Source organism: Zarconia sp. (genome assembly GCF_057467645.1).
This window is the reverse complement of sequence record NZ_JBRJXU010000034.1, coordinates 40,038-54,750: the sequence shown is the minus strand read 5'-3', so window position 1 is coordinate 54,750 and position 14,713 is coordinate 40,038. Positions and strand designations below refer to the sequence as shown.

General features: G+C 51.1%; 13 protein-coding genes. 7 read left to right on the top strand and 6 right to left on the bottom strand.

What is annotated here, in order from left to right; all coding sequences use genetic code 11:
* From AC2215_RS05340 to AC2215_RS05330, 3 genes are all read right to left on the bottom strand, one after another.
* Positions 1-240: hypothetical protein (locus AC2215_RS05340; RefSeq protein ID WP_486808925.1), on the bottom strand; the 240-nt coding region annotated here is incomplete at its 3' end.
* Between the two features lie 172 nt (positions 241-412).
* Positions 413-1,804: an asparagine--tRNA ligase gene (asnS, locus tag AC2215_RS05335; protein ID WP_486808924.1), complete on the bottom strand. Its 1,392-nt coding sequence runs from the start codon at positions 1,802-1,804 to the stop codon at positions 413-415.
* Positions 1,805-2,037: 233 nt separating this feature from the next.
* On the bottom strand, positions 2,038-2,295 hold the full coding sequence (locus AC2215_RS05330) for a hypothetical protein (RefSeq protein WP_486808923.1): 258 nt from the start codon (positions 2,293-2,295) through the stop codon (positions 2,038-2,040).
* A 72-nt stretch (positions 2,296-2,367) separates the two neighbouring features.
* Here AC2215_RS05330 and AC2215_RS05325 point away from each other — a divergent pair, with 72 nt between their 5' ends.
* Positions 2,368-2,535, top strand: a complete 168-nt coding sequence (locus AC2215_RS05325; RefSeq protein ID WP_486808922.1) for a helix-turn-helix domain-containing protein — start codon at positions 2,368-2,370, stop codon at positions 2,533-2,535.
* A 30-nt stretch (positions 2,536-2,565) separates the two neighbouring features.
* Here the strand turns inward: AC2215_RS05325 and AC2215_RS05320 are convergent, their stop codons facing one another.
* Entirely contained in the window at positions 2,566-2,955 is a 390-nt protein-coding gene (locus AC2215_RS05320; protein WP_486808921.1) for a sll0565 family protein, read from the bottom strand.
* 356 nt (positions 2,956-3,311) lie between these two features.
* Here AC2215_RS05320 and AC2215_RS05315 point away from each other — a divergent pair, with 356 nt between their 5' ends.
* Positions 3,312-3,635: a DUF6439 family protein gene (locus AC2215_RS05315; RefSeq protein ID WP_486808920.1), complete on the top strand. Its 324-nt coding sequence runs from the start codon at positions 3,312-3,314 to the stop codon at positions 3,633-3,635.
* A 43-nt stretch (positions 3,636-3,678) separates the two neighbouring features.
* Here AC2215_RS05315 and AC2215_RS05310 read toward each other — a convergent pair whose 3' ends face one another.
* Positions 3,679-4,116, bottom strand: coding sequence for an ATP-binding protein (locus AC2215_RS05310; RefSeq protein ID WP_486808928.1), 438 nt, complete (start codon positions 4,114-4,116; stop codon positions 3,679-3,681).
* Between the two features lie 733 nt (positions 4,117-4,849).
* Here AC2215_RS05310 and AC2215_RS05305 point away from each other — a divergent pair.
* From AC2215_RS05305 to AC2215_RS05295, 3 genes are all read left to right on the top strand, one after another.
* Entirely contained in the window at positions 4,850-6,088 is a 1,239-nt protein-coding gene (locus tag AC2215_RS05305; protein WP_486808927.1) for a bifunctional folylpolyglutamate synthase/dihydrofolate synthase, read from the top strand.
* A gap of 157 nt (positions 6,089-6,245) precedes the next feature.
* A complete protein-coding gene (locus AC2215_RS05300) occupies positions 6,246-7,907 on the top strand; it encodes a hypothetical protein (RefSeq protein ID WP_486808919.1) in 1,662 nt (553 codons plus the stop codon).
* 289 nt (positions 7,908-8,196) lie between these two features.
* Positions 8,197-9,360, top strand: coding sequence for a GuaB3 family IMP dehydrogenase-related protein (locus AC2215_RS05295; protein ID WP_486808918.1), 1,164 nt, complete (start codon positions 8,197-8,199; stop codon positions 9,358-9,360).
* Positions 9,361-9,600: 240 nt separating this feature from the next.
* Here AC2215_RS05295 and AC2215_RS05290 read toward each other — a convergent pair whose 3' ends face one another.
* The gene (locus AC2215_RS05290) at positions 9,601-9,882 is read right to left on the bottom strand and encodes a YiaA/YiaB family inner membrane protein (RefSeq protein ID WP_486808917.1); all 282 of its coding nucleotides are present in this window, start codon (positions 9,880-9,882) and stop codon (positions 9,601-9,603) included.
* 384 nt (positions 9,883-10,266) lie between these two features.
* On the opposite strand from AC2215_RS05290, the gene AC2215_RS05285 reads away from it, so the two are divergent.
* Both AC2215_RS05285 and AC2215_RS05280 read left to right on the top strand, forming a co-directional pair.
* On the top strand, positions 10,267-11,124 hold the full coding sequence (locus AC2215_RS05285) for a DUF3153 domain-containing protein (RefSeq protein WP_486808916.1): 858 nt from the start codon (positions 10,267-10,269) through the stop codon (positions 11,122-11,124).
* Between the two features lie 598 nt (positions 11,125-11,722).
* Positions 11,723-14,713 (top strand): tetratricopeptide repeat protein, encoded by a 2,991-nt coding sequence (locus tag AC2215_RS05280; protein WP_486808915.1) that lies wholly within the window; start codon positions 11,723-11,725, stop codon positions 14,711-14,713.

Sequence of the window (14,713 nt, the reverse complement as noted above, 5' to 3'; positions counted from 1 at the left end):
GCCAATCATCGAAGAACCATCTACGGAGGAAGACTCAAACACCGAGCCTCCCTCAGATTCAGAGCCGCCAATCATCGAAGAACCATCTACGGAGGAAGACTCAAACACCGAGCCTCCCTCAGATTCAGAGCCGCCAATCATCGAAGAACCATCTACGGAGGAAGACTCAAACACCGAGCCTCCTTCAGATTTAGAGCCACCAATCATCGAAGAACCATCTACGGAGATAAACCTAAACATCAATCCTCCTCCAGGTTCAGATCCATGGGTCAAAGAGCCGTCAGCAGTATACTTTCGACCTCCCATCGAGCGTGAAGAAAGTAAGTGATTTGTCAAAAGGGAGTTCTTCAGAACAGAGACATCGCGTACCACTCTCTATCTCATCGGTTGGACTGATGTTTAGACACTACCCCTAAAACTCAATACTCTGCGGTGCGCGGGGAAAGGGAATCACGTCCCGAATATTTCCCATACCCGTCATAAACTGCACCAACCGCTCGAATCCCAACCCAAATCCAGCGTGGGGAACGGTTCCGTAGCGCCGCAAGTCGCGATACCACCAGTAATCCTCAATCTCCAAACCTTGCGCCGCAATCCGCTTCTCCAAAACATCCAGCCGTTCCTCCCGCTGGGAACCGCCGATAATTTCTCCCACCCCCGGCGCTAACACGTCCATTGCCGCCACTGTTTTTTCATCGTCGTTGAGGCGCATGTAGAAGGCTTTAATTTCGATCGGATAATCAGTAACGATCGTCGGCTTTTTAAATAACTCTTCAGCTAAATAGCGCTCGTGTTCCGATTGCAAATCCACCCCCCATTCCACGGGATATTCAAACTTGCGCTTTGCCTTCTCCAAATGGGCGATCGCCTCAGTATAGGAAATCCGCGCAAATTCGCTATTAATAATATTCTCCGCCCGTTCTAACACGGATTTATCGATCCGCTTATTGAAAAACTCGATATCCTCGGGGCAGTTATCTAAGACGAATTTGAAAATATACTTTAAAAAGGCTTCTGCCAAATCCATATCCCCCTGGAGATCGCAAAATGCCATTTCCGGCTCGATCATCCAAAATTCAGCCAGGTGGCGGGAGGTGTTAGAATTTTCAGCGCGGAATGTCGGTCCGAAAGTATAGACATTACTAAACGCCATCGCCATCACTTCAGCTTCGAGTTGTCCGCTGACGGTGAGATAGGCGGGTTTGCCGAAAAAGTCCTGGCTGTAATCGATTTCTTTGGTGTCGGTGAGGGGAACGTTTTTTAAGTCCAGACTCGTCACTGCCAACATTTCTCCGGCCCCTTCACAGTCACTCGCCGTGAGGATGGGGGTATGCACCCACATAAAGCCCCGTTCTTGGAAAAACTGGTGAATGGCGGTGCTGGCGGCGTTGCGGACGCGGAATACCGCCCCGAGGGTATTGGTGCGCGATCGCAAATGTCCCAAGCTGCGCAGAAACTCGAAGGAGTGGCGTTTTTTCTGCAACGGGTAGGTTTGGGCGTCGGATTCTCCCACTACCGTTACCGTTTGCGCTTTCAGCTCGATGCGCTGTCCTTTCGCCGGAGACTCCACCAACGTCCCCGACACTTCCACAGAAGCCCCAGTACTGAGCTGTTTGAAGATATCGGCACTGTTGGGTAAATCTGCGTCGAGTACCACTTGCAGATTGGCGAGGGAGGAACCATCATTGACTTCCATAAAGGCGAAGTCTTTCAACTCCCGCACGGTGCGTACCCAACCTTTGACTGCCACTGTGTCTTCGGGTTCGCCGCTCCGCAAAATCTCGATAATTCGTCGCATTCCCATATTGGCTTCGTGTCTATAACTGGCGATCGGACTTATTGTATTGTGGCACGGTATTCTGGCATTGAAGCAATCTCGTGGGATTCGATCGCTCAAGGAGAGCTTCCGGAGAAAGGGAAGTTGGGGGAGCGGGGGAAGCGGGGGAAGCGGGGGGAGCTGGGGGAGTAAGTCCCGGTAGAGTTACAGCTGTAACTGGCGACTGCGATACCTTCAACTCCCCCTTCGCAAAGGTGGTGTTAATGCAAAATGCGATCGCGCGCCATGGTTCTGAAATCTTCTGCGTTATCCGCGCATTGCTTCAGTGTGTTGAAAACGATGAGATGGCGAACTTGAGGCATCAATCTTCGCAACGCTTGCAGATAAGCCTCTGCATCGTTCCGGCGACTGAATCGAGCGACGGTCAGTCGCTGCAAGGAAGGCAACTGACGCACGATGTACCAAGGCTGAAGTTTATCCCGGTAGGTCAGTTGAGCGGGTATATGTGTTGGTATCATAGATGTATCCTTCCCACGTTGTGGGTTGTGAAAGAAATGCGATCGCCCTTGATTTTCCAGGTCGGAGGGCGATTGCTTGCTCTTAAAGAAGTTTCTTCTCGAACGGGTATTCCCTACACGACGATTGCTACTTATGCAAAATCGACAGGCATGGCAACTGTAGACTATACGGCTTTACACAAAATCGCTCGTGTTTTTGACATTTCGATCGAAGATGTGGTGGAAATCGTAGAAGAGTAAACGAGTTCCGGGTGAGTCAGACTCTTGCGCTCAACTCGAACAAGACTTCAACATCCAACCAATAACCAGACCCAATCCGCCGTAACGCACGGCTTGCCAGAAGGGTTCTCGCAGCGTTTCCCAAGACACCAGAGTTGTTTCTAAGCGAATTTCCAACTCTTCGATTTGTTGGGCAATTTGCTGCAGTTGAGTCTGTAACTGAGCGCTCGATTGGGGGGTGACGGTGCGGCGCAGTTGCTTTTTGAGTCGATCCTGCTCGTCGGTGAGTTCGGCATGGCGTTGGGTGTCACGCTGAATCTGGCGGTAGCGTTGTTTGAGTGCTTCCAGGGAGACTTCGACTTCTGCGATCGCGGCGTTGAAATCCGAGTCTTCGCCGTTGTTGCTTCTTGGGGAAGGATTGGGGTCGGGAGGCGATGTCATGCGGTCGGGAAAGTCTGTGAATTGGGCCGATGTTGCTCGGGTCGATCGCCAGTATAGCAGTAGTAATATTCGTTAGGGCACAAGTGACCGTAGGCCCTGGAAGCCCTGGAGGCAGGTTAACAAGTGTAGTTTTTTGACAATCTGGCAATTTCAGGTGGTGACGGCAACGAAAATTCAAGGGTTTTGCTCCCACCGCGATGGCCTGCTCAAATCCACCCAAATATTCAAAACCTACACTTGTCAGCTGGAGGCAGGGGGGAAAGATTGCGAGTTAATGACATCAGTATCCGGCATTGTCCGCGCCCGCCCTGACGGTTGCTATACAATACACAAATATATCAGTTCTCCTAAGATCCATGACAGAATCTGCGCCCATCCCAACGTTTCGCCCCACGGCACTGAGCGATCCCAAACTGAGTCGCCTCGATGAGATCGAAACCCTAGAACTCGCCCAAACCCTTGCCCAACGGCTGGCATTGGGGGAACGAGACTGGCACCGACTCAAGAGCGATCGCAACGTGCGGGCGCGCGAACAGGTGGCAGCCGCTTTGGTGTTTCTACTCAAGGGCAACTCAGAGGAAGCTCTCCCTCGCCTGGAACAGGCTGTGGGTTGGCTAAATCGCTCGATTTCGGCTCCCCCTTGTCCGCAACATGGGACGAAGGGGAACAAATCGCGCTAAAATTCGACAGAAAAGCAGAATGAGTTGGATTCGGATTGGATTCTTAGGTGAAGGCGAGCGCCCGGGACGCTTTCACCTGCTTGCACAGTTGCAGTTCGCAACGTTGCGGATTCCATTCGACCCGATCGAAAATCTGTTGGAGAATAAACATTCCCCGACCGCATTCCGATTCATGTTCGGGTAGAGCTTGCTCTTCGGAGCAATTGCAGGGATCGCTGCCGCGACTTCCACCATCTGAGATCGACCATTGATAGGTTTCTCCCCGGATACAAAACCGAACTTCAACGGTTTTACTCGGATCGAGTTGGTTTCCGTGCTTAACCGCATTCACCAGGGCTTCTTGGAGTCCGAGTCGAAGTTCGGGTTCTATGCGGTCTGGAACTTCGGCGAGTAAGAGGTCTAAAACGGAACCGAGGTACAAGGTCGAGGTAAAACTGATCGTACCGGATTGGCGTCCGGGGGGACGCTTTGCTAGAGCCATTACGGAAAAAATCACTGCTCTTTACGGGTTTATAGACATTAGCTGACGAAGTAGTGACCCTGAGAAGGAAGAGTCATTTTGGTTAGAACTCAATCTGAAAGATACTGAGTCTGCGTTCACCATACCAAAGCTACCCTGCCGTAGATTTCTTGACTGAATAAAAAGATTTCTGAAACCAAATTCAAGTATCGATTTTTCGATCGATTCGGTAAGCCAGCGAAAGTCAACCGTTTATCCTCTGATTAATCGTTAGCCAGCGATCGTACGCGGATCTAGAAAAGTTGGAGAGTCAGAGGTTAAGATTGCTTCAATTTAGAGTTCGAGAGTCGCGTTTTTTCAGGAAAGCCATAGAAGTGAATTGAAGCATTAAGCTAAATTACCGATTGACGACTGACTCTTCTATTGTAGCGAAATATGCCCAAAAATCTAGAAAAATCGAGAGTCAGCTTCGCTTCATTTGAGTAATTTCCCCCATTGCGCCACCACGAAATCCCGGCCAGGATGGATATTTGACTCGATCGGCTCGAGATCGCGAATCTTTGAGAAAACACGAGGATGCCCGCTAAAATATCAACTCAGATCGCATCCTTCATTCACGAAAGAACATTCAACGCGGTTTGACTTCACATCGAGAGCAAGATTGCTTTTGTATCGAAATTCACAGTATAAAAAATTTAAATAGTAGGAAATACCCAAGAATCCCGTGACATCAATTTGGCTCGAAATCGACAAGATGTTACAGCAGTTTCAACGGTTTGGCGTCCATCTTGGCTTAGAGCGCATCGAAGAACTGCTCGATCGATTAGGCAACCCTCAAGATTCCGTTCCCACCATCCACGTTGCCGGAACCAATGGCAAAGGTTCCGTCTGCGCCTACCTCTCCTCCATCCTGACCCAGGCTGGCTACCGCGTCGGACGCTATACGTCTCCCCATCTGGTGCATTGGTGCGAGCGAATTTGCCTTAACGATCGCCCCATCGCCCCCGAAGACCTGGTAGATTGTCTCGATCGCGTTCGAGAAGCCATCGACCCCGAATCCCCCTCTCCCACCCAGTTTGAAGTCATCACAGCCGCTGCATGGCTCTATTTTGCCGATCGCAAGGTGGATGTAGCAGTTATCGAAGTGGGGTTGGGGGGACGCTTGGATGCCACCAACGTCATCGATCGCCCCGCAGCCAGTATCATCACCTCCATCAGCCGCGAACACTGGCAGCGTTTGGGAGATACCCTGGGTAAAATCGCCACGGAGAAGGCAGGTATTCTCAAGCCGGGATGTCCGGCAATTATCGGCGAGTTGCCCCCAGAAGCGAATATCGTTGTCGAAGAACGCATTCGGGAACTCAATTGTCGGGCTGTATGGGTGGAAGCCGCCCGGCCCGTAGAATCGGCAAATGCCTTCCCCCGAGCCAATTCTCGCGGCATCGAATATCCCTTACCCTTATTGGGGGACGTGCAGTTAACCAACTCTGCCCTCGCCGTTGCCACCATCCAGGGTTTGCGAGAACGCGGTTGGAAGATTGCCGACGATGCGATCGAAACGGGGATGGCAAATGCTCGATGGCCTGGACGGCTGCAATGGATGGAGTGGCGCGATCTCCCCTTACTCGTCGATGGAGCGCACAACGTCGCCGCGGCTGGAGTATTGCGCCGCTACGCCGACACTCAACCGCAACCGGTGACCTGGGTGATGGGAATGCTGGCCACCAAAGACCACGAGGGGATTTTTCGGATGCTGCTGCGCGGAGGCGATCGATTGTTTCTCGTTCCGGTTCCCGATCGCACCTCTGCCGATCCCATTGAACTCACCACCTTAGCCCGCAGCATCTGCCCGGATTTAGCTGAATGTCGAGCGGAATCGAACCTCGTCGCTGGATTAGAAGCCGCCCGCGCGTCGTCGGATAATCTGACAATTCTGTGCGGTTCTCTGTATCTACTCGGACATTTTTTCCACACAGAGGGATTTACCCCGTAGAAACTTACGTGAATGGACAATTGACAATTGACAATTGACAATGGGTGAATCGTTTTTCTATGTGTCACCAGACTTTCCCCTTCTAGTGTCCTTTCTCCCGAGCTGAGAAGGGGTTGGGGGATGAGGTGACGTCCGCCTTGTCTCTCTTTTACCCTGAATGAGTACAGCGCTAAAACCCTCAACCTCGCCAACGGCGATCGCCGTTAAGTTTATCCGTTTGGCGATCGCCACCATGGCATTGGTGCTGCTGGTGTTTCTCATCTACACCGTCGCCACCACTACCATTCCCTTCGATAACGACGAAGCCAACCACGCCGTGGATGGATGGCAGGTGTACTGGGCGCTGATGCATCTCAACCCCACAGATTTATACCGGGCGATCGTCTCTCAATCTTTTTATCCCCCCGTTCACTCAGTTTTCGTGGCCCTCTCCTATACCCTGGGGGAACCCGGTATTGCTGCCAGCCGAATGCCGACGGTGTTGGTTGCGGCAATTACCGTCCTTGGAATGGCCCGATTCGTCTTTCGAGTCGCCCGAGAAGACTCCGAAACCGATCGCTGGCTGCCCCTAGCGGGTGCGATATTGAGCGTCACCCTGGCGATTTTTAGCCTCACCTTCATTGTCAACTCAGTGCTGTGTATGTTGGAAATGACGGGGGCGATGCTGGGGGTCGTCTTAATCGCGATCGCCCATCGGATCGATCGCGGCAATCGATGGCGTTCTGGATGGGTTGCCCTGAGTGCGATCGTGGTGATGGCGATTTTTCTGACGAAATATTCCTTCGGGTTATTTTTCGGATGCGGACTCATTGCCGCTCTTTTGGGGAAAGACTTTCCGCGGGCAATCTGGACTCAACCCACGGCACTATTCGATCGGCGAACCCGGCGGGACTTGGTGACGGTTCTGGGCATTTACGCCACAATTTTAGGAACCTGGCTGCTGGTCACCCATCGCCCGACGATGTGGCTATTTTTTACCGGTCATCCGAGTTACGCCCCCTTCTGGTCGATGGAAAACCTCCTCTTTTACCCGAAAGTTTGGTTGAGCAGCTATTCGAGTAATGCCATTGTCGGACTGTTTGCTTTCATTTTGGCGATCGTCGGTGCGGTGGGCTACTGGGATCGCCTCTGCGTCCGCGTTGCTGCCGGGTCGCTTTTGGCAGCAACCGGTATTCTGACGATTTCCACCACCAATTCACTGCGGCATCTCTTTGTCGTCGTACCGGTCATGTGGATGTTGGCGGGATTGGGGCTAGCCAACGTGTTGCGGTTTCTGCGGCATCGTGGGGGAGACGCTGTTGTGGTGCGGGCGATGGTGCTGTTGTGGGCGTTGATGGTTGTGAGTGCGATTAAACCGGCATTGCAACTGCACGGCGAACTTTTGAGCGCCTTTGAAGGATTGCCCGTTTACACTCAAATGCAGGAGTTTGCCCTGGAAAATGTCGATCTCGATCGCCCCGGACTGTTAGTGGGCTGGACGAGCGACCAATATCGCTTGCTGGCAATCCGTTGGCGGGCCGCTCTGGGGTCAGATCGAAGCTTGGACGATCTCGATCTCGATTATTATCCCTTCGACAAACGAGAACGATCGCTCCATCGCACCCATCGCAAACCCCAAATGGCTTCGATCGATCCGAACTTCCCCCGCGAACCCCTGCCAGCGGTTCTCGAGACCGGATACTATGCTTGGGCGATCGAGACTCGCAAGAGCGACGAACCCGCCGATCCGTCCCTCGCAGTCCTGCAAGCCTATCCGAGTACCACCCGTGTTTTTGAGGATTGGCAAGTGACGGTCTACCAACTCTTCCAACAACCCTAGCCTGGATTATTATTGTGTATCTCTGCCTATTTTTCAAATGCAAGCAACTCGGGTGGATTCATTTTTGAGGGGTCGCCAAAGTAGTAATCGAGGATCGCATCTACCGAATCTTAAAATGTACTCGTGCAGCATCGCAGAAATAAACGATCGGCATCCAACCCGTGGAAGCTATGTATAGTCAGCATTTTTAATTTTTAATTTTTAATTTTTAATTCTGCCTAGCAGCACTAGTCACTCCGAGCCTAATCTGTTAGTCTAACTTAAATAAGTCTTGGGAACAGTAACAATAGTGGATATTTCAATTGGGCGAGGTAAGACTGCTCGCCGAGCTTACGGAATTGACGAGATCGCCCTCGCTCCGGGAGTGCGCACCCTCGATCCGACCCTTGCGGATACGAGTTGGAGTATTGGCGGAATCGAGCGCGACATCCCGATTCTCGCCAGTGCGATGGATGGTGTCGTCGATGTTCGTATGGCGGTTCGACTCTCAGAGTTGGGGGCCTTAGGTGTATTGAACCTCGAAGGCATCCAAACGCGCTACGACGATCCCAATCCGATTCTCGATCGCATCGCTTCGGTGAGCAAAACGGAATTTGTCACCTTGATGCAAGAACTCTACGCTAAGCCGATTCAACCGGAACTCATCGAACGGCGAATAGCTGAAATTAAAGAGGGAGGTGGAATTGCCGCCGTTAGCGTCACCCCGGCAGGGGCGGTCAAATACGGTTCGACGATTGCCAAAGCGGCCGCAGATTTAGTTTTCGTACAAGCCACGGTGGTTTCTACCGCTCACTTATCCCCCGAGTCGGTTACCCCTCTGGATTTGGCGGACTTCTGCAAAGAAATGCCCATGCCGGTGGCGTTAGGAAACTGCGTGACTTACGAGGTCACGTTACAACTGATGAAAGCTGGCGCTGCGGCGGTCCTCGTGGGGATCGGACCGGGGGCGGCTTGTACCTCTCGCGGCGTTCTCGGGGTGGGCGTTCCCCAGGCGACGGCCGTTGCCGATTGTGCGGCGGCGCGGGATGACTTCTTGAACGAAACGGGCACTTACGTTCCCATCATTGCCGATGGTGGCTTGATTACCGGGGGCGATATTTGCAAAAGTATTGCTTGCGGGGCCGACGGCGTGATGATCGGTTCTCCCATCGCTCGGGCGGCCGAAGCACCGGGACGAGGCTTCCACTGGGGTATGGCAACGCCAAGTCCGGTTCTGCCGCGCGGTACTCGGATTAACGTGGGAACCACGGGAACCATCGAACAAATTCTCCGAGGACCGGCCCAACTCGATGACGGCACTCACAACTTCCTTGGGGCGCTGCAAACGAGCATGGGAACCTTGGGAGCTAAGAACCTGAAGGAAATGCAGCAAGTGGAGGTGACCATCGCTCCATCGCTGCTGACGGAAGGGAAAGTCTACCAGAAAGCCCAGCAACTGGGTATGGGTAAATAACGTCAGGCACTCGATCGAACAGTGACTGGTGAAGGTGGGGTATAGGGTGTAGGGGAAAAGGGAATCGAATCCTAGATGAAAGCCTCCGTCGATCGATTCTCCTTTCTATACAAGATCCGAACCCACCTCGCTGCCCCACCACTCGAAGCTCCTTAACCCGCGTCTGGCGTTAAGTCACATCAGTATCGCTTCGATCGAACTGAATTGTTGCGATCGAAGCGAGAAAAACGCTTCAATTCCCTACGGTAAAGGATGATGCTCGGCAATGAGTTTTTCCACTCGGGCTTCATCAATGCGAGTGGTAAATTTTTTGGCTTCGTGTAAATCTCGGGTCGTTTTCGCGACGTTAAACGCCGAACCGACGGAAAATAGCAATCCCATGCCCATAAAACCCTTCGTCCAATTATCGGCAGGTAGATAAATAATGCCGGCAGTTGTCGCACTAATGGCAAGGATAAAAGAAGCCCACGCTTGAAAAATCCAAGCCGCGCTATGAGATTGTTTTGTATATTGTTCTTGCATCGTTTTCCTCCTGAGGCGAAGATATCACTCTTGAGAACAACTAGATAGACGATGTCATAAATTTGGATTCATGAGTAAAGAGAACGGGACAGTTTTTGAAGTGGATTAGTCTCGAATGAGGGTATAACATCGCCCTTGAGACGAAGTAAAGTCAGGTCTCTTGGGAATGCAAATTGTTTGGATATTTTAGGTTTAAAATTCGCTCAAACATACAATAGTCTCCTTCAATTGAGACTCGACTTTATCGGCGCGATCGACATTGACGATTCGAGGGAAATTGTAAAGTTTATTGAAGAATAAAAGCCGTAAAGGTTGCCCGTCGCGAATTGTCCCCTCCAAGGCGTAAAATCGATCGAGTAACGCGCGCGAAAACTGGCTCGAACCGTGACTCAAAAACCCACTTCCCCAACACAGCCCGATCGCTCTGTTTCTGGCATCGAGAACGTGCATCGTTGGTGGCGACGAGGGCGATCGTTATTGCTTCCGATCGTCGCCTTGCTGTGTCTGTCCGGTTGCGTGCGCTACGATGTGGGGGTGAACTTCGACAGCCAAACCCACGGCACGATCGTGCAGCGAATCGATCTGTCAGAGCGGCTGGCAAATTTGAGTGCCGGTACGGTGCAAGAGTGGTTGGATAGCATCGAGCGCCGCACCCGCAAACTCCACGGAAAAGCCAAGCGAACTTCCGATCGCGAAATCCAGGTCACCATCCCCTTCAATAACGGTGCCGAATTGGTGGAAAGATTTAACGGATTTTTTAATCCTGAAGAAGACGCTTCTCAAGAGGGAGAACCGGATACCTCGCAGCTTCCCAAACTGACATCCCATCTGGGTCTCAAGCAATATAACTGGGTTTTTGCCCTGTACAATCGCTTGAGTTTGGATTTAGATTTGCGCGCGCTGGGGGCGATTTCCGACGGCGATCGCATTGTCATCACTCCAGACTCGATCGTCGATTTGAGCTTCCAACTCAATACCCCCTGGGGGGCTACTCGCGTTCAACCCAATGGCAAGAAAGCCAATCTCGAGAGCGATACCGACGATCTTCAACTGGCGTGGCATCTAGAATCGGGTCAGCTCAACCACCTCGAAGCGGTCTTTTGGGTTCCCAGTCCCATCGGCATCGGAACGGCGATTATCGTTGCCCTGTCGATTGCCGGACATTTTCTCAAACATCGCCTCCTGCCTGCTTGGGGACTCGATCGTCAGCCTCGCACCCGGCGTCGCCCTCAAATGCCTTAGTACTGACCCTGTTTAGGATGGTGACGGGTTTGGGGGCTTGAGATCTAGTTTTTCAAATCTAACGTCAGTGCCGGATATCCCCCATGCCGATCTCTTTTAACGCTATCTCAATCTCGTCAAACGACCGACATTGCAGACTCAAAAAAAATTTGATAGAATATTCAGCGATTATTTAGACTAACAGCGTTCTAATTCATTAATCGTTCACAAGCGTTAAGTCTAATCGTTACGCTTAAAACTTGCGCGCTTTTCAAACAGCTCGAAAAATTTAAGTACCTATTGTACTGAGTCAAATTTAAATCGACAAGTCGTGCAGACGCGAGTATTTTTCTGCAAATCTTATTGCTCGCTTTGCCTTCGGGGTGAATCTTAAGTTATAAATTTGTCAATTTTAATTTGAAAATACTCTTATCGATTTTCATCAATCGTGAGGTTAACTCAAGCATAATTTTTCTATTCAGAATTCATTTATTTTACTCTCAAACTTAGCGACATTACTTCCAGTCGATTTAATGTTATGCAGTAAACCGTAACGCAATTCACGCAATGAAGAGGTGCTAGTCGGTGACTCAGATAAACTTGCAAATCCAAAATAATAATGCCCGGTAGCCTACCCCAAAACCCAATTTTTACTCCGAATCCCGCTCAACCTCTTTACAATCTTGGCAAGGTTTTAGCGAAGCAGGAAAAGTGGTCGGAAGCCGTCGAAGCCTATCGTCAAGCCCTCAAAATATCGCCCCATTACAAAATTCATCTAGCTTTGGCTGTGGCATTCGAAAACCAAGGAGAAATCGCCGAGGCGATCGAGTGTTACGGCACAGTGCTCGAACTTCAGCCAGACCTGAAGGAAGTCCGCCAAAAACTTGAATCTCTGCAAAATGCAACATTTCAAATTCAATCCCCATCGCGGAATGCTGCGCCCGAGCTAAGTGAAATCAAAATTTTCTTAGAAAAAGCCCAAGCCTGTTTTGACAATCGGGAGTGGGATGAGGCAATTTCCCTGTGCGAACGGGCATTGCAAATTCAACCGGAAGCTGCGGAAATTCACGCGCTACTGGGCAATATCTTCTACGGAAAGCGAGAACTGGAAACGGCGAAAAATAGATATCAAAAAGCGCTCGAACTCCAGCCCCACTTAGCAGATGTGCGAGCAAATTTGGGCAGCGTCTATGCCGAACTCCAGCAACCGGAAGCGGCGATCGAATGTTATCGCGGGTCGACTCAAATCGACGACAATCAACCTCGGGTGTACTCTAACTGGGGGCGGTTGCTACTGCGCTTGGAGCGATTTGAGGAGGCGGCTGGATGCTATCAAAAAGCCATCGACCTGGAACCGGATTTCGTCAAAGCGCATCTCGGTTTGGCGGAGGCATTCACTCGCCAGGAAACCTGGGCAAAGGCAGTCGAGTGCTATCGCCACCTCCTCACCCTCGAACCGGATTCGATCGCGGCGCAAACTCGGCTGGCAAAGGCACTGCACCGTCAAAGTCAGGCATTGCTCGATGAGTCCGTGGGGATTTACGCCGAGGCGATCGCCACAAAGCCCTATGAGGTGGATTTGTATCATAGCGCTTTGGAGGTCGATCCGCGCAACGCCCGATTGTATTTTGGCTTGGCTAAAGCCTTGGAAGAACGGGGAGAGACTGCCCAGGCGATCGTCTTTTACAATCTCGCCCTCGGGCAAGATCCCGATCGAACCGAAGAAGCCCTCACTGCCTACGGTCGCCTAATGCCCGACGAACCCGGTGCCCTGAAGCGCAAACTAAGCGAAGCCTATGCTAATGCCGGTCGGGTTAGCTTGGATAAAGCCCTCAACGCTTACCAAAGGGCCCTCGAACTCGATCCCGACAATCCCCAGTTTTACTATCAGGCAATCGATGCCAATCGCAGCAATGCCCGGTTGTATTTCGGATTGGCAAATGCGTTGTGGCATCGCAGCGATCGTGGCGGTGCGATTTCGGCCTATCTGAAGGGACTCAAAATCGATCCGGATAATGCAGAGGCGATCGCCCATCTTAACGAGTTATTCCGGCAGCCGGGTGGGAAGGTTGAGGAAAATCGCGATCCGATCCCCGATAGTCTGGCAGTTCCCCAGCCAGAGCGATCGATTTCCGATTTCGACTGGACGTTTTATATCGAATCCCACGACGATTTGAGCCATTTTTCCACCTTTGAGGAAGCCTACCAACACTGGCTAGAGGTTGGGAAAAAAGAAGGTCGCATCGCCACCCCAGAGCAGTTTTGGGCGGCCTACGGAGATCGAAAATCCGATTTGCCGGCAGATTTTAACTGGTCCGATTATCTCGAACTCAATCCCGACTTAAAATCGGGTATCAAATCCAAGTGGCTGGCGATTCGTCACTTCTTAGCCCACGGCATTCAAGAAGGGCGGTTGCATTCCTTCAATCAACTTTATTACAAAACCCCCGAGGCTCAAACTCAAACCGAACCTCAAACTCAGGTCGAACCAACCTCAAATTTATCCAAACAGTCGAACCTCGATCTCGATGCCGAATTTGATTGGCGATTTTATCTCGAATACAACAAAGATTTAAGTCATCTCTCAACAGAGGAAGAAGCTCGATCGCATTGGTTTAAATTTGGTAAAGCTGAAGGTCGAATTGCTTCTGAGGCGCAGTTTTACGAAGACCACGGGTTTAACCCATCCTTGCTCCCCGTAGACTTCGATTGGCAGGGGTATTTAGACTTACATCTCGACCTCAAAGAAAATATTAGCTCGAAATGGCGGGCGATCGCCCACTACTTAACGATTGGTCGGCAAGAAAAACGGATTTACGCGATCGACCAACTTCACAAAGGGTCGCAAGTTGCCTCCAAATCCAAAATTCAGATTCCCGCAACGCCGGTTGATGCCTCTGGGGTGCGACGACTGGCGGTCTTCTTCCACCTCTACTACTTCGATTTATGGGAAGAAATTCGCGGATACATTCGCAATATTCCCGAAGAGTTCGATTTATATATCAATATCGTTGAAAGTATCTGGAAGCCGGAAATGCACGATCGCCTCCGCCAGGATTTCCCGAATGCAAGTATTGGGATTTCACCCAATCGCGGCAAGGATATTGGCGGTCATTTAGCCTCGATGGAACGGGTTGATTTTTCCGCTTACGATCTGTTTTGTACCATCCATACCAAGAAAAGCCCTCACGTCAGCCATTTGATTTCCGATCGCTGGCGGCAAGATTTATTCGAGGCGATTTTGGGAACCCCGGAAAAAGTCAAAGAAAACTTAGAAATTATGCGCACTGACCCGTCGGTGGGGTTAATCGGTTCTCGATATTGGCGCAATACCGATGTGTTGAATAATGCCGACCATTACGATCGCCTTTTGGATGTGTTTGAAATTGAAGGAGATGCACGCGAGTGCGAGTATCTTTCCGGGACGATGATGTGGGTGCGACCGCAGATTTGGAAAACGATGTACGACAAGTTTAAAAATGACGATCTCGAAACGGGAGATGGCAAAGATTTAAACTTCCAAAAAGACGGACAAATTGCCCATTCTCTCGAACGCATTATCGGCAATTTGGTACGGCAAAATGGAATGCGATTGTTCTGGCAGGAGTGA

Bases quoted from the DNA above. Each gene is read 5' to 3' on its own strand.
- AC2215_RS05330 (WP_486808923.1), bottom strand. From the start codon at position 2,295: ATGATACCAACACATATACCCGCTCAACTGACCTACCGGGATAAACTT.
- AC2215_RS05300 (WP_486808919.1), top strand. From the start codon at position 6,246: ATGAGTACAGCGCTAAAACCCTCAACCTCGCCAACGGCGATCGCCGTT.
- AC2215_RS05305 (WP_486808927.1), top strand. From the start codon at position 4,850: ATGTTACAGCAGTTTCAACGGTTTGGCGTCCATCTTGGCTTAGAGCGC.
- AC2215_RS05315 (WP_486808920.1), top strand. From the start codon at position 3,312: ATGACAGAATCTGCGCCCATCCCAACGTTTCGCCCCACGGCACTGAGC.
- AC2215_RS05320 (WP_486808921.1), bottom strand. From the start codon at position 2,955: ATGACATCGCCTCCCGACCCCAATCCTTCCCCAAGAAGCAACAACGGC.
- AC2215_RS05290 (WP_486808917.1), bottom strand. From the start codon at position 9,882: ATGCAAGAACAATATACAAAACAATCTCATAGCGCGGCTTGGATTTTT.
- AC2215_RS05310 (WP_486808928.1), bottom strand. From the start codon at position 4,116: ATGGCTCTAGCAAAGCGTCCCCCCGGACGCCAATCCGGTACGATCAGT.
- asnS (WP_486808924.1), bottom strand. From the start codon at position 1,804: ATGGGAATGCGACGAATTATCGAGATTTTGCGGAGCGGCGAACCCGAA.
- AC2215_RS05280 (WP_486808915.1), top strand. From the start codon at position 11,723: ATGCCCGGTAGCCTACCCCAAAACCCAATTTTTACTCCGAATCCCGCT.